This is a genomic window from Tenacibaculum skagerrakense (assembly GCF_004345825.1).
Taxonomy (GTDB): Bacteria; Bacteroidota; Bacteroidia; order Flavobacteriales; family Flavobacteriaceae; genus Polaribacter; species Polaribacter skagerrakensis.
The window spans coordinates 85,702-101,372 of the sequence record NZ_SLXM01000004.1; the positions used below are offsets into that span (position 1 = coordinate 85,702).

Below are 15,671 nucleotides of genomic sequence, written 5' to 3' on the forward strand. Positions count from 1 at the left end.
ACAAAGGCTTCCTTTTTGGGAAGCCTTTGTTATTTTTATGTTGAAAATTATGTTAATCTCTACTACCTAAAACTTGAAGCGCCCAATAAGCTAACATTGCTAAAGATCCAAGAGCAGCAACTAAATAAGTTCTCGCCGCCCATTTTAATGCATCCTTTGATCCGGCTAACTCTTCACGACTAACCATGTTTTTATTTTCAAGCCAAGCTAAAGCTCTATTACTTGCGTCATACTCAACAGGTAAGGTTATAAAGCTGAATAATGTACCCAATGCCATAAACAATAAACCAGCAACAGCAATGTAAAAACCAATTCCTGTATTTCCTGAAGCAGCTCCAAAAGCAATCCCGCCAATAATCATCCATTGAGAAAAACTAGATGTAATGCTTACCATAGGAACTAATTTAGAACGCATTTGTAACCATTCATACGCTTGTGCATGTTGAACAGCATGCCCAACCTCATGAGCTGCTACTGCCGCTGCTGCAGCATTTCTTTGGTTATAAACGCCTTCACTTAAATTCACTGTTTTGTTTACTGGATTATAGTGATCTGTTAACATACCAGGTGTAGAAATTACCTTAACATCATATATTCCATGATCAGCTAGCATTTTTTCTGCAATTTCAGCACCACTCATTCCATTTCTCAAATGTACTTTAGAGTATTTTTTAAACTTTGTTTTTAAAGTATTACTTACTATCCAGCTGAATAGACTTATAATACCTATAAGAATATAAAAACCTATCATAATCGTTTCTAATTAATTTTCAAATATTGTTTTGTTTAATAAATTTACAACATAAATTATTCCATTTTATTATAATGGGATAAAAGTTGACAAAATGGCAAACAAACCAAAGATTTTACTAGTATATACCGGTGGAACAATCGGAATGATAAAGGATTATCAAACAGGGGCATTAAAAGCATTTGACTTTAATCAAATTTTAGAGAAAATACCAGAACTAAAACACTTGAATTGTGATATAGCTACTATTTCATTTGAAGAACCTATTGATTCTTCTAATATGAATACAGGTTATTACGTTAAGATTGCAGAAATTATTAAAAATAATTATAGTATTTATGATGGTTTTGTTGTCTTAACAGGTTCTGATACGATGTCATATACATCTTCAGCGATAAGCTTCATGTTTGAAAACCTTCAAAAGCCAGTAATTTTTACAGGTTCTCAACTACCGATTGGAGATTTAAGAACCGACGCAAAAGAAAACTTAATTACTTCTATTGAAATTGCTTGTGCAAGAGAAAATAACCAACCAATCATAAGAGAAGTTGGTTTGTATTTCGAATATAAGTTATATAGAGCTAATAGAACCACAAAAATTAATGCAGAACAATTCGAAGCGTTCGCTTCCATGAATTATCCACCTCTTGCAGAAAGCGGTGTTCATTTACATTTTAATCAGCATTTATTATTCAGAAATGATAGTGAAGAGAGTCAGTTGATCTTTAGAAAAAATTTAATAGATGATATTGTTATTTTGAAGTTGTTTCCTGGAATTACGCCTAAAGTAGTAGATACAATTTTAAATATTAATGGTTTAAGAGGTGTAATTTTAGAAACATATGGATCTGGAAATGCGTTAAATGAAGAATGGTTTATTAAATCATTAGAGGAAGTAATTAAAAAAGGAGTTCAGGTAGTAAATGTTACACAATGTGCTGGAGGAAGTGTGATTTTAGGGTTGTACGAAACTAGTACCGACCTAAAAAGAATAGGTATAATTAACGGAAGAGATATTACTACAGAGACTGCCGTTGCTAAAATGATGTACCTATTAGGAGAAAATTTGTCACAAGAAGATTTTAAATATTATTTCGAAAAACCGTTGAGGGGAGAAATAAGTTTACAATCCTAATTGATAAATTTTAAATTTAAGTGATAAAAAGGAAAAGTTTTTTAACAATTAGCGTTAATTTTTTTTAATGTACCAACATTTTTTTGTTACTTGGCTCTCTGAAAACTGGCAGGGTTACTTGTTTAAACCATACTTATAAAAATAGGTTACTAGTAATCAGGCTGGTTAACTATATAAAAATTTGTATTTTTAACACGTTAACTATTTTTAAATTAATTATAACAAAATGAAAAAAGCAGTAAATGTCCTAACTCTTACAGGATTTATGTTCTTTGGGGCTATTCAATCAACTTTTGCACAAGAAGCGGAAAAAACTTTTCACCAAGAGTTAAAGCAACGTTTTATTGAAGGAGATCCAACGTTTATGGGGATTGTATTAGTAGCCTTAATTTTAGGTTTAGCTATTGCAATCGAAAGAATTATTTACTTAAACATGGCAACTACAAACACTAAAAAATTAATTGCTAGTGTAGATGATGCATTAAGTTCTGGTGGTGTTGAAGCAGCGAAAGAAGTTTGTAGAAATACCAAAGGACCTGTTGCTTCTATTTTCTTCCAAGGATTAGAAAGAGCTGATGAAGGATTAGATGCAGCTGAAAAAGCAGTAGTTGGATATGGAGGAGTTCAAATGGGATTGTTAGAGAAGAATATCTCTTGGTTATCTTTATTTATCGCTCTTGCACCGATGTTAGGATTCATGGGAACTGTAATTGGTATGATTGAAGCATTCGATAAAATCCAAGTACAAAACGATATCTCACCAGCAGTAGTAGCAGGAGGTATTAAGATTGCACTTTTAACAACAGTATTTGGTTTAGTTGTAGCAATTATCTTACAGATTTTCTATAACTACATCGTATCTAAAGTAGATAGTATCGTTAACAACATGGAAGATGCTTCTATTTCTTTAATCGATTTATTAGCTAAGTATAAAAAATAATATCTAGCATGAATAATAAAATTTTAACAATATTAATAGCCATTATTGGTGTTGTAGGTATAGGATTATACGCCAACATTATGATGGTTAATAAAGACGACGTAGCAGCTATCGATGGTGCTTCTTCACCGATGGTATCTTTTGCAGTAATCTTATTGATTGCTTCGGTAGTAGTTGCTGTAGTTGCTTCTTTATTAGGATTCTTTAAGAACCCAGCAGCTCTTAAAAGAGCTATCTTGGGAGTAGTTAGTTTAGGTGTAGTACTTTTAGTTTCGTATTTAATAGCTGATGCTAATCAAGTTATTAATGCTAACGATGAGATTATTGCAGCTGCAGGTAGTTCTGTTTCTAAATTAACTAGTACAGGTATATGGGGAAGTTTATTTTTGCTTGTAATAGCAGGGGCTTTCTTTGTATTCGATTTATTAAAAGGATTAATTAAATAATTTATCATGGCAAGAAGAGAAAACCCAGAAATTAATGCAGGTTCGATGGCAGATATCGCCTTCTTGCTACTTATCTTTTTCCTAGTAACAACAACTATGGATGTTGACTCTGGTATTTCAATGAAATTACCAGAAAAACCACCAGCAAATTACGATCCGCCAAAGATTAAAGAGAAGAACATTTTTGAGATTAGTATTAACAGAAATAACGATTTGTTTGTAGACGGAGATGTTATGGAGTTAAAAGATCTTAAAGGAGCTGCTAAAAAATTTATCGATAATGGTGGAGGTATTGGAAATCCAATGCCAGGAGAAGAGAAGGGTAAAGAATGTGATTATTGTAATGGGGATAGAGACCCTGAATCATCAGACCACCCTAATAAAGCTATTATTTCAATTGAAAGTGATAGAGCTGCTGATTATGAAGTTTATGTAAGCATACAGAACGAATTAAGAAGAGCCTATACTGAATTAAGAAATGAATTATCTCTAAAAAAGTATAAGAGAACTTTTGATGAAATAGAGGAAGCTTATAAGAAAAGTGGTAATAAAGATGAGAATCTTGAAAGACAAGTTCAGGTAATAAAAGATTCATATCCACAAATTATTACGGATCTAGATCCAACTGGTACTGAATAATAACTATAAAAACAATTAAACCATGGCAAAATTTGGAAAAAAGAAAAAAGGGACACCGGCTATTTCGACTGCCTCTTTACCTGATATTGTTTTTATGTTACTTTTCTTCTTCATGGTAACTACCGTGATGAGAGAAACAGACTTACAGATTAACAGTCCAAAATTACCAAGTGCAACAGAAGTAAAAAAGCTTGAACAAAAAAGTTTAGTTACTACTATTTATGTTGGACAGGCTAAAGAAACTGATAAGTTTGGTAATAAATACAACAGTATCCAATTAAACGATAAGATTGCAAGTCCTGATGATATTCCAGCATTTATTTTAAATGCTAGATTAGATGTTCCTGAGGTAAACCACCCAAGAATGACTACGTCAATCAAGGCTGATAAGCAAATGAGTGTAGGTACTTTAACTGATATTAGACAACGTTTAAGAGATGTAAATGCTCTTAAGTTAAGTTTGTCTACTCACAAGGGAAGTACTATTAGTGAATAAATTTCATTTTGATTTATTATATACAAAAGAGCAATTTTTAAATTGCTCTTTTTTTATTCTTAATAGTTATATTTAAACATGAAGTCTAATTATTTCTTTTTACTTTTTATAGTATGCTCTTTTATAACCTATGCTCAACAAGATTCATTGCGTTTAGGAGATAAGTATTGGGAAGATCAATTGTATATGAGTGTTTCCTATGATATAATGAGAAATCAACCAGCTATGGCTGAAACTAGTGGTTTTTCTTATAGCTTGTCATTTGGTTATATTAAAGACATTCCTTTTACAAGAAGAGGAAATTTATCTGCTGGTGTTGGAGTAGGGTATGGTTACAATTCCTTTAATCATGACTTACAAGTGTTAGATACTAATACGCTACAATTAGCTGATAATATTGCATCAAATAAACTCAAATTACATAATTTGGAGTTTCCTATCCAATTACGTTGGAGAACATCAGATGCTGTAACCTATTCATTTTGGAGAGTCTATGCTGGAATGAAATTAACCTATAATTTGAATAATAAGTTTTCTTATGAATTAAATAACCAGCTAATTGAATTTTCTAACATTGCCGTTTTTAATAAATTTCAAACAGGATTAGAAGTATCTGCTGGATATGGTGCATTTAATTTTTATTTCTACTACGGACTTAATTCTGTTTATAAAAATGCAATTGTAAATGGAGAAGAAGTAGCTTCTAAAATAACTAAGTTTGGTTTAATTTTTTACTTGCTATAAGTTTTTTATAACATATAATAGGCAATAATTTGACAGCTAACACCTAAAATAAAGCCTAAATAAACCTCTTTAGGTGTGTGCGCCTTCAAGTATAGTCTTGAAGCTCCTAAAAGACCGGAAAGCAGTATTAAAATAATTATTAAAGGCAAAACAGATACGTTGTATATAAGCTGAAAAACTATAAAATATCCAACAGCACTTCCCATAGATAATAAATGGATACTAGTTTTGATTCCAGTAACAAAAATCAGATATATAGCTATCAATCCTAACAAGGTGCCATAAAAGAGATATGATAAATCTTGAGCGTTTCTAAAAGCACTAAAGTATCTAGCTAAGATTAAAAAAATACACATCATTATAAAGAGAGGTGCTTTTCGTTCCTTTATTGAGGGTAAGTTTACAGAACTAATTTTATTTGTTAGCTTTAAAACTATTAATATGAATATCGGAATGATATACGTTGCTATAAATACAATGCTTAAAAAGTATAATTGCTCTCTAAAATCAACTTCAAAAGGACATAAATAAAAATACAACAATAAACCAATAGTTGGCATTACTATTGGATGAAGAATGGTTGATAAAAACTTATGCCATCTCATTTATATTTCTTTTCTTAATCTAGCCACGGGAATGTCTAATTGTTCTCTATACTTCGCTACAGTTCTTCTCGCAATTGGATATCCTTTTTCCTTTAAAATTGCAGATAACTTTTCATCTGTTAAAGGTTTCTTTTTATTTTCTTCTGCTATTACGTTTTCTAGTATTTTCTTAATCTCTCTAGTAGATACATCCTCTCCTTGATCGTTTTTCATTGATTCAGAGAAAAATTCTTTAATTAATTTCGTACCATAAGGAGTAGAAACATATTTACTATTTGCTACTCTTGAAATCGTTGAAACATCCATGTTGATCGTATCTGCAATATCTTTTAAGATCATCGGTTTCAACTTTCGTTCATCACCCGTTAAAAAATAATCATATTGATAATGCATGATAGCATTCATGGTAACTAATAAAGTTTGCTGACGCTGTTTAATTGCATCAATAAACCATTTTGCAGCATCTAACTTTTGTTTGATAAATAATACCGCATCTTTTTGAGACTTAGTCTTATCTTTAGAATCTTGATATCCTTTTAACATGTTGTTGTATTCCTTCGAAACATGTAACTCAGGAGCGTTTCTAGAGTTTAATGATAGCTCTAATTTTCCGTCAATAATTCTAATAGTGAAATCGGGAACAATTTGTTCGGCAATTTTATTATTACCAGCATAAGAGCTACCAGGTTTAGGATTAAGTTTTGATATTTCTAAGTTTACTTCCTTAAGTTCTTCTTCAGAAATATTAAACTTATCTAATAGTTTATTGTAGTGTTTTTTTACAAAATGATCGAAAGCATTTTCTAGTATGTCAATTGCTAAAGCACGACTTTTAGTAGGTGTTTTCGATCTTAGTTGGATGATTAAGCATTCTTTTAAATCTCTTGCTCCAACTCCAATTGGATCTAAACGTTGTACTACATTTTTTAGCACATAAGCAACTTTTTCTTCTGTAGTAAATACATTTTGGGTGAACGCTAAATCATCAATTAAATCAATTAAATCTCGTCGTATATAACCGCTTTCATCTATACTTCCTACAAGAAACTCTGCAATAGCTTTTTCCTCCTCATCTATTCTAAAAGTATTTAATTGATTATTCAAAGATTGATGAAAAGTTGTACCTGCGGCATAAGGAACTTGCTTTTCTTCATCGTCTGAAGAATAGTTATTTGTTTGCGTTTTATAACTAGGAAATTCGTCGTCACTAAGATATTCGTCTATATTGATATCATCAGCTTCAATTTTTTCACTACCGGCATCATCATAATCCGTATCATTTGAAAAATCGTCGTCAAAATTATCACTCTCTTCTTTTCCAGTATCTAAAGCAGGGTTCTCTTCAATTTCCTGCTTTAAACGCTCTTCAAACGCCTGAGTAGGCAGTTGAATAAGTTTCATCAACTGAATTTGTTGAGGCGACAGTTTTTGAAGTAATTTTTGATGTAAACTTTGTTTTAGCATAGATACAAATATATGAATTCAGTAAAAATAAAATCGCCATTCTTGTTAGGAATGGCGATTACTGTATGTATTTTTTAATTCTTTTTAGAATTCAGCATTTTGAGGTGTTCTTGGGAAAGGAATCACATCTCTAATATTACTCATCCCTGTAGTAAATAATACTAAACGTTCAAAACCAAGACCAAATCCAGAGTGAACTGCTGTTCCGAATTTACGAGTGTCTAAATACCACCATAATTCTTCTTCTTCAATATCTAAAGCAGCCATTTTTTCTTTCAGCACCTCTAAACGTTCTTCTCTTTGAGAACCACCAACCATTTCACCAATCCCAGGGAATAAAACGTCCATTGCTCTTACTGTTTTACCATCTTCATTTAAACGCATGTAAAATGCTTTAATATTAGCTGGATAATCAAATAAGATTACAGGACATTTAAAGTGTTTTTCAACTAAATAACGTTCGTGTTCAGATTGTAAATCAGCTCCCCATTCATCAATTGGAAATTGGAATTTCTTCTTTTTGTTAGGTTTGCTATTACGTAGAATATCAATTGCTTCAGTATAAGAGACTCTTTTAAAGTTGTTGTCTACAACAAATTTAATTTTCTCAATCAATGACATTTCACTGCGCTCAGCTTGAGGCTTTGCTTTATCCTCTTTAACGAATCTATCATTTAAAAAAGCTAAGTCATCTTGACAGTTATCTAATACATACTGTAAAACATACTTAATGAAATCCTCAGATAAATCCATGTTCGCATCTAAATCATTAAATGCAACTTCAGGTTCAATCATCCAGAATTCAGCTAAATGACGCGTAGTATTTGAGTTTTCAGCTCTAAATGTTGGTCCAAATGTATATACTTTACCAAGTCCCATTGCATAGGTCTCTGCTTCTAATTGTCCAGATACCGTTAAGTTAGTTTGTTTTCCAAAGAAATCTTGGCTATAATCAACTTCACCATCTTCATTTAACGGAGCTTTGTTTGGTTCGAAATTCGTAACTCTAAACATTTCACCTGCACCTTCAGCATCTGAACCTGTAATAATTGGTGTATTTACATAATAAAATCCATTTTGTTGGAAATATTGATGTACTGCAAAAGATAATGCCGAACGCACTCTCATTACAGCACTAAATGTATTTGTTCTAACACGTAAATGTGCTTGTTGCCTTAATAACTCTAAAGAGTGTTTCTTAGGTTGTAAAATAGTTTTTGAAACTTCATCAGGATCAGCATCTCCTAAAATATCAATACTTGTTACTTGAATTTCAACCGATTGTCCTTTGCCTTGACTTTCAACTAAAGTTCCATAAACTGAAATAGCAGCGCCAGTGGTAATTCTTTTTAATAAAGCCTCATCTGTATTCTCAAAATCAACAACACACTGAATATTATTAATCGTAGAACCATCATTTAATTGAATAAAACGATTACTTCTAAACGCTCTTACCCAACCTTTAACATTTACTTCTTGAAGAAGTTTTTCTGAAGCTAATAATTCTTTTACGCTACTTGTTTTCATATCCTTTAAAAATTGAGGGACAAATATAATTTTTTAAGGAGAAACAAGCAACGCATTTAATGCATGAATGGTAGCTTTTTAATGAAAATAGAATTATTTTTCTGATTTCTCCTTAGGAGGTAATATTTTAAAATTAGTTTCCTTTAACACTTTTTTGTTAGCTATTTTCTTTTCAAAAGATAATAGAAGTGATGGTAGTAATAATAAATTAGAAACCATAGCTAATAACAGCGTTACAGAAACCAAACCTCCTAATGCTATAGTTCCTCCAAAGCTAGATACTGTGAATACTAAAAAGCCAAAGAAAAGAACTATTGAAGTATAAAACATACTTACTCCAGTTTCTTTAAGAGCTGAATATACAGCAGGTTTTATTCTCCAGTTATTTGCCAGTAATTCTTGTCGGTATTTAGCGAGAAAATGAATTGTATCATCTACAGAAATACCAAAGGCAATACTAAAAACTAAAATAGTTGATGGTTTAATCGGTATGTCAAAGAATCCCATTAATCCAGCAGTCATTAATAGCGGTAACATGTTTGGGATTAAAGAAATTAATATCATTTCTAATGATCTAAACATCCACGCCATAAAAATTGAGATTAAGAGAATCGCTAGAGAAAGAGATATTACTAAATTCTTTATAAGGTAATTAGTTCCTTTTAGAAAAACTAAAGCTTTTCCAGTCATAGAAACTTCAAATTTTTCATCCGGAAATTGCTTCTTGATAACTGCATTTAAACGCTCTTGAATGATATCCATCTTATCAGTACCTACATCTTTCATGAATGTAGTAATTCTTGCATATCGTCCAGTGCTGTCAACAAAATTCTTAAGCATCCCAGCATTACTATCAGAGTTCTTGGTATAGGCAAAAATATAACTTTGCTCTTGGCTCGTTGGAAGTTGATAATATTTAGGGTTTCCTTTGTAATAGGCTTGTTTTGAGTATTTTACTAAATTGTTAACTGATATAGGCTTAGAAAGTTCAGGGAAAGTTTCAATGGTTTCATTTAACTTTTCCATTTTCTTTAAGGTTGATAATTTCATAACACCTTTGTCCCTTTTAGTATCAATTAAAATTTCTAATGGCATAATACCACCGAATTCAGTTTCAAAAAATTTGATGTCTTTATAAAACTGTTTTCCTTTAGGCATATCTTCAATTAAGCTTCCAGAAACTCTAATTAAAGAAAGACCAGCCATACTTAATATAATAATAACTACTGTAGTTATATAAATAGTAATTCTATGATGTCTTACTGTACGTTCCATCCAGTTTACCACATTTTCCATCCACTTTTTTTCTAAATGGTTCAAATGCTTCTTTTGTGGTAGCGGCATGAAACTATATAAAATTGGTATAATCAATAAAGCTAAAATGAAAATACTAATAATGTTTATAGAAGCTAGTATACCAAATTCACGTAAAAGTTGACTTTTAACAAATACGAATGTTGCAAAACCAGAGGCAGTTGTAATATTCGTCATTAACGTTGCATTACCAATTTTGGAAATTACACGTTGTAAAGACTTTGCTTGATTACCGTGCTTTTTAACTTCTTGCTGATATTTATTAATTAAGAAGACAGCATTAGGAACTCCAATAACAATAATTAATGGAGGAATTAAAGCTGTTAAAACAGTAAGTTCGTATCCTAACAATCCAATGAAACCAAACGCCCAAGTAACACCAATTCCTACAACAAGCATAGTGATAAACGTAGCTCTAAAAGATCTGAAAAAGAAAAAGAAGATGATGGCAGTAATAAGTAAAGCACCAGCAACAAACAGAAGCATTTCATCAGCGATATTCTGAGAGTTTAATGTTCGAATGTATGGCATACCAGAGATACGTACATCTAGTTGATTATCTTTCTGAAATTTTTTTACTTCTGGAATAAGATAATTATTAATAAAATCAGCTCTTTCAGGAGTGTTTACAATGTCTTTTTTAAGATATATTGCTGTTTGAATTGTACCTTCTTCGTTAAAAAGAATATTTTGATAAAAAGGCAATTCTTCAAACAACTGTTTTTTAATACTTTCTATGTCTTCTTGAGTGGAAGGAGTTTTTTCTAAGAGAGGATTTACTACAAACTTTCTGTTTTTCCTGTCTGCTTCTAATTTTTTAATATCAGTAATAGATACGGTAAAAGCTACTTGAGGAGTGTTATCTAACTTTTTTGCTAATTCGTTCCAAGCATTGAATTTTTTTACTTCAAATACGGTACTATCTTTTAAACCAAGTATTATTAAATTCCCTTCTTCTCCGAAAATTTCTAAGAATTTATTGTACTCTATGTTGACTTGATGGTTTTCCGGAAGTAGGTTTGCCTCAGAATAGGAAAAACGAATGTTGTTGGTTTGGGAGACTAAATAGGCAGTTATACCAATAATTACAGCTAATACTAGATAGCGATTTCGTAAAATAAATCCTGCGATTTTAGTCCAAAAAGTCATTCAAAAAAATTTGTGCAAAGGTATGTTAAAAAGAGGTAATAGAACAAAAAAAGAGTGTTGTAAACACTCTTCTTTTAAAAATATATCATAAAAATTAAACCGTCATGATTTCCTTTTCTTTAACAACAAGCTTTTCATCAATAAGCTTTACATATTTGTCTGTTAAAGTTTGAATATCAGCTTCTGTGTTTTTTTTCATATCATCAGAAACATCTAACTTTTTAATTTCATTATTAGCATCTTTTCTAGCGTTTCTAACACCAACTTTTGCATGCTCAGCCTCTGCCTTTGCTTGTTTAGCTAAGTTACGACGACGTTCTTCTGTTAATGGTGGAACATTTATAATGATGTTTTCACCATTATTCATTGGATTAAAACCTATGTTAGCAATCATAATTGCTTTTTCAATTTCTTGCAACATGTTTTTTTCCCAAGGCTGAATAGAAATTGTTCTAGCGTCTGGAGTATTAACATTTGCAACTTGGCTTAAAGGCGTTGCAGATCCATAATAATCTACTTGAATATTAGCTAACATTGCTGGAGAAGCTTTTCCAGCTCTAATACTTCTTAACTCTTTCTCTAAGTGAGAAATTGCGCTATCCATAGCTTCTTTAGTACTATCTAATATAAAATCTATTTCTTCTGTCATCTTTCAAAAATTTGTTAATCGATATAATTAAATATGATGATCTATTTGTAATCAACTATTGTTCCGATTGGTTCTCCAGAAACTAATTTAACTAAATTTCCGTTTTTATTCATGTCAAAAACAATAATTGGTAGTTTATTTTCTTCACTTAGAGTAAAAGCGGTCATGTCCATTACTTTTAACCCTTTTTCTATTACATCTTTAAACGTAATAGTTTCGAATTTAATTGCGTCTTTGTTTTTTTCAGGGTCATCATTGTAAATTCCATCTACACGAGTTCCTTTTAAAATTGCATCTGCATCAATTTCGATAGCTCTTAAAACAGCAGCAGTATCAGTAGTAAAGTAAGGATTACCAGTTCCTGCTCCAAAAATAACTACTCTACCTTTTTCTAAGTGACGAATGGCTTTTCTTTTGATGTAAGGTTCTGCCACTTCTTTAATTTCTAAAGCTGTTTGCATTCTTGTGTACACACCAACATCTTCTAAAGCACTCTGAAGCGCTAATCCGTTAATACAAGTAGCAAGCATTCCCATGTGGTCACCTTGAACTCTATCCATTCCATTAGCAGCACCAGAAACACCTCTAAATATATTTCCTCCTCCAATTACAATGGCAACTTCAATGCCTTTCTCAACTACTTGTTTTATTTCTAAAGCGTATTCTTTTAATCTTTTTGGGTCAATTCCGTAATCGCGGTCTCCCATTAAGGCTTCACCGCTAAGTTTTAGAAGTATTCTTTTGTATTGCATAGTTTTGTTGAAAGTTGTGCAAATATACAAATATTACTCACAAAAAAACCTTGCCAAAAAGCAAGGTTTCTTAAAAAATATGTTCGAATTAGAATTAACCTAAAGTTACTCTAACGAAATTTTTAACTTCTACATCACCATAAGAAGAAACATATTCTGCAACAGTTTTCTTATCATCTTTGATGAAGTTTTGATCTAATAAACACTGCTCTTGATCTAAAGTAGTGTTATCAGAGATAAATCTTTCGATTTTACCTGGTAAGATTTTATCCCAAATTTGCTCTGGTTTACCTTCAGCTTTTAATTGCTCTTTTGCTGTTTCTTCTGCTTGAGCCATAGCCTCGTCAGTTAACTGTAATCTAGATACGAATTGAGGAACGTTCTTTAAAGTTTTACCTAAACGAACTAACTCTTCATTATCTTTAATAATTGCAGCAATTCTAGCTTCAGTTTCAGCGGCTACATACTCTGGAGTGAAATCTTTATAAGATAAAGTAGTTGCACCCATAGAAGCAGCTTGCATAGCTAAATCTTTAGTTAATTCAGCAGCTTTATCAATAGCTTTTGTAATTCCAACTAAAGCAGCAATTTTACCAACGTGAGTATAAGATCCTACATAAGGAGCTTCAATTCTTTCGAAAGAAGGAATCTCAATTTTCTCACCGATAACACCAGTTTGCTCGATTAATTTCTCAGCAACAGTATTACCATCACCAAAATCAGCAGCTAAGAAGTCTTCTTTATTAGTGAAATTAATAGCGATGTCAACAAATTGTTGTGCTAATTCTTTATAACTATCGTTTTTAGCAACGAAATCTGTTTCACATGCTAAAACGATTGCTACTCCATAAGTGTTGTCATCACTAACTTTAGCGATAGCTACACCTTCAGATGAATCACGATCTGCTCTTTTAGCAGCAATTTTTTGTCCTTTTTTACGTAAGATTTCAATAGCTTTATCGAAGTCTCCTTCAGCTTCTACTAAAGCTTTCTTACAGTCCATCATTCCTGCACCAGTAGTTTCTCTTAACTTTTTTACGTCTGCAGCGCTAATTTTTGACATTTTATGTTTTTTTATTAGTTGTATTAATTATTACAAGGATATAATAAAATAAAGGTTCCAATGTAATGAAACCTTTAAATTAAAATTTATTTAGCTTCTTCAGCTTCTACTTCTGTAGCATCTACGTCTTTGTCAGCTTTCGTCTTTTCTTTGTCAGCTTTTCTTTCAGCTAATCCTTCAGAAATTGATTCAGTTACATATGATAAAACTTTATCAATTGACTTAGAAGCGTCATCGTTTGCAGGAATTACAAAATCAATCGGTCTTGGATCAGAGTTTGTATCAACCATTGCAAAGATTGGAATGTTTAATTTTTGTGCTTCAGCAACAGCGATGTGCTCTTTCTTAACATCAATTACAAATAATGCACCTGGTAAACGAGTCATGTCAGAAATAGAACCTAAGTTTTTCTCTAACTTTTCACGTTGACGGTTAATTTGTAATTTTTCTCTTTTTGATAGTGCATCAAAAGAACCATCTTGCTTCATTCTATCGATAGAAGCCATTTTCTTTACAGCTTTACGAATAGTAACGAAGTTAGTTAACATACCACCTGGCCATCTTTCAGTGATGTAAGGCATGTTTACTGATTTTGCTTTTTCAGCAACGATATCTTTTGCTTGCTTCTTAGTTGCAACGAATAAGATTTTACGTCCTGAGTTAGCTATTTTTTGTAAAGCTGCAGTAGCTTCATCAATTTTAGCTGAAGTTTTATACAAGTCGATGATGTGAACACCATTGCGTTCTGTATAAATGTAAGGAGCCATGTTTGGGTTCCACTTTCTTGTTAAGTGACCAAAGTGTACTCCACTTTCTAATAATTCTTGAATGTTTGCCATTTTAATAAATGTGTTTACGTTCTGTTTTCGCAATAGCACAGTAGTTTTACGTCTGAACTATTTAGATACTAAACTGTTAATAAAAATTTTAATCTTATAATAACAGTCTCGAAACATTGTAAATATGCTGAAACAAGTCCAGCATACATATTAACGCTTAGAGAACTGGAATTTCTTACGAGCTTTCTTCTGACCGAATTTCTTACGCTCAACCATTCTTGGATCACGAGTTAATAATCCTTCTGGCTTTAATACTGCTTTGTGCTCTTCGTTTATTGAAACTAAAGCTCTAGTGATAGCTAAACGAATTGCTTCAGCTTGACCAGTAACTCCACCACCATAAACATTTACTTTAATGTCATAAGAACCTAAGTTTTCAGTTAACATTAAAGGTTGTTGAACTTTATACTGTAAAGTTGGAGTAGTGAAATAGTTTTTAAATTCTCTCTTGTTGATAGTAATGTTTCCATTTCCTTCAGAAACATATACACGAGCAACAGCTGTTTTTCTTCTACCTATTTTGTGAACTGTTTCCATTATTTAAGATCGTTAAGGTTAATAGATTTTGGTTTTTGAGCTTCTTGTCCGTGCTCTGTACCAGCATACACATATAAATTTCTAAATAATGCGCTACCTAATGTGTTTTTTGGTAACATACCTTTTACTGCTTTTTCGATTAATCTTGTAGGATTTTTATCGAACATTTCTTGTGCAGTAAGCGATCTTTGTCCACCTGGATAACCTGTGTGACGGATGTAAGTTTTGTTAGCCCACTTACTTCCAGTTAAATTGATCTTGTCTGCGTTGATAATTACTACGTTATCACCACAATCAACGTGAGGTGTGTAGTTAGGCTTGTATTTACCTCTAATAAGTTTTGCAACTTTAGAAGCTAAACGACCTAATGACTGCCCGTCCGCATCAACTAAAACCCACTCTTTGTTTACAGTAGCTTTGTTAGCCGATACCGTTTTGTAACTTAATGTGTTCATACACGATTTAGTTTTTGTCTGTTAATAATTAATTTATTTCCTTAAAAAAGGAGTGCAAATTTACAATTATTTATTTTACTGACAAATAGTAAGTTGCTTTTGTTTTCATTTATACAAAGCCTTTTTTAAATTAACATATTATTAAGAGAATTCTGCTATACTTTTG

General features: G+C 31.7%; 17 protein-coding genes. 6 read left to right on the forward strand and 11 right to left on the reverse strand.

Annotation, left to right across the window (positions count from 1 at the left end; genetic code table 11):
• Positions 1 to 52: 52 nt before the first annotated feature.
• Entirely contained in the window at positions 53 to 751 is a 699-nt protein-coding gene (locus EV195_RS08070; RefSeq protein ID WP_132794439.1) for a zinc metallopeptidase, read from the reverse strand.
• A 94-nt stretch (positions 752 to 845) separates the two neighbouring features.
• Between EV195_RS08070 and EV195_RS08075 the strand changes: the two genes are divergently transcribed.
• The 6 genes from EV195_RS08075 to EV195_RS08100 all read left to right on the forward strand — a co-directional run bounded on the left by EV195_RS08075 (position 846) and on the right by EV195_RS08100 (position 5,151).
• Complete coding sequence (locus EV195_RS08075; RefSeq protein WP_132794440.1) at positions 846 to 1,886, forward strand: asparaginase; 1,041 nt, start codon at positions 846 to 848, stop codon at positions 1,884 to 1,886.
• Positions 1,887 to 2,112: 226 nt separating this feature from the next.
• The gene (locus EV195_RS08080) at positions 2,113 to 2,826 is read left to right on the forward strand and encodes a MotA/TolQ/ExbB proton channel family protein (RefSeq protein WP_132794441.1); all 714 of its coding nucleotides are present in this window, start codon (positions 2,113 to 2,115) and stop codon (positions 2,824 to 2,826) included.
• 8 nt (positions 2,827 to 2,834) lie between these two features.
• Positions 2,835 to 3,272 (forward strand): hypothetical protein, encoded by a 438-nt coding sequence (locus EV195_RS08085; RefSeq protein ID WP_132794442.1) that lies wholly within the window; start codon positions 2,835 to 2,837, stop codon positions 3,270 to 3,272.
• 6 nt (positions 3,273 to 3,278) lie between these two features.
• Positions 3,279 to 3,911, forward strand: coding sequence for an ExbD/TolR family protein (locus EV195_RS08090; RefSeq protein ID WP_132794443.1), 633 nt, complete (start codon positions 3,279 to 3,281; stop codon positions 3,909 to 3,911).
• A gap of 22 nt (positions 3,912 to 3,933) precedes the next feature.
• Entirely contained in the window at positions 3,934 to 4,407 is a 474-nt protein-coding gene (locus tag EV195_RS08095; RefSeq protein WP_132794444.1) for an ExbD/TolR family protein, read from the forward strand.
• 78 nt (positions 4,408 to 4,485) lie between these two features.
• The gene (locus tag EV195_RS08100; RefSeq protein ID WP_132794445.1) at positions 4,486 to 5,151 is read left to right on the forward strand and encodes a porin family protein; all 666 of its coding nucleotides are present in this window, start codon (positions 4,486 to 4,488) and stop codon (positions 5,149 to 5,151) included.
• 5 nt (positions 5,152 to 5,156) lie between these two features.
• Here EV195_RS08100 and EV195_RS08105 read toward each other — a convergent pair whose 3' ends face one another.
• From EV195_RS08105 to rplM, 10 genes are all read right to left on the reverse strand, one after another.
• The gene (locus EV195_RS08105; protein WP_132794446.1) at positions 5,157 to 5,756 is read right to left on the reverse strand and encodes a phosphatase PAP2 family protein; all 600 of its coding nucleotides are present in this window, start codon (positions 5,754 to 5,756) and stop codon (positions 5,157 to 5,159) included.
• On the reverse strand, positions 5,757 to 7,220 hold the full coding sequence (gene rpoN / locus EV195_RS08110) for an RNA polymerase factor sigma-54 (protein ID WP_132794447.1): 1,464 nt from the start codon (positions 7,218 to 7,220) through the stop codon (positions 5,757 to 5,759).
• Positions 7,221 to 7,304: 84 nt separating this feature from the next.
• Complete coding sequence (gene asnS, locus EV195_RS08115; RefSeq protein ID WP_132794448.1) at positions 7,305 to 8,747, reverse strand: asparagine--tRNA ligase; 1,443 nt, start codon at positions 8,745 to 8,747, stop codon at positions 7,305 to 7,307.
• Positions 8,748 to 8,840: 93 nt separating this feature from the next.
• The gene (locus tag EV195_RS08120; protein WP_132794449.1) at positions 8,841 to 11,210 is read right to left on the reverse strand and encodes an efflux RND transporter permease subunit; all 2,370 of its coding nucleotides are present in this window, start codon (positions 11,208 to 11,210) and stop codon (positions 8,841 to 8,843) included.
• Between the two features lie 94 nt (positions 11,211 to 11,304).
• Positions 11,305 to 11,859 (reverse strand): ribosome recycling factor, encoded by a 555-nt coding sequence (gene frr, locus EV195_RS08125; RefSeq protein WP_132794450.1) that lies wholly within the window; start codon positions 11,857 to 11,859, stop codon positions 11,305 to 11,307.
• 41 nt (positions 11,860 to 11,900) lie between these two features.
• The gene (gene pyrH, locus EV195_RS08130) at positions 11,901 to 12,611 is read right to left on the reverse strand and encodes a UMP kinase (protein WP_132794451.1); all 711 of its coding nucleotides are present in this window, start codon (positions 12,609 to 12,611) and stop codon (positions 11,901 to 11,903) included.
• Positions 12,612 to 12,705: 94 nt separating this feature from the next.
• Positions 12,706 to 13,674, reverse strand: a complete 969-nt coding sequence (gene tsf, locus EV195_RS08135; protein WP_132794452.1) for a translation elongation factor Ts — start codon at positions 13,672 to 13,674, stop codon at positions 12,706 to 12,708.
• An 86-nt stretch (positions 13,675 to 13,760) separates the two neighbouring features.
• Positions 13,761 to 14,513: a 30S ribosomal protein S2 gene (gene rpsB / locus EV195_RS08140; protein ID WP_132794453.1), complete on the reverse strand. Its 753-nt coding sequence runs from the start codon at positions 14,511 to 14,513 to the stop codon at positions 13,761 to 13,763.
• A 150-nt stretch (positions 14,514 to 14,663) separates the two neighbouring features.
• A complete protein-coding gene (gene rpsI / locus EV195_RS08145; protein ID WP_132794454.1) occupies positions 14,664 to 15,050 on the reverse strand; it encodes a 30S ribosomal protein S9 in 387 nt (128 codons plus the stop codon).
• Entirely contained in the window at positions 15,050 to 15,505 is a 456-nt protein-coding gene (rplM, locus tag EV195_RS08150) for a 50S ribosomal protein L13 (RefSeq protein WP_132794455.1), read from the reverse strand. Before rplM ends, rpsI begins: the two co-directional genes overlap by 1 nt.
• Positions 15,506 to 15,671 lie beyond the last annotated feature (166 nt).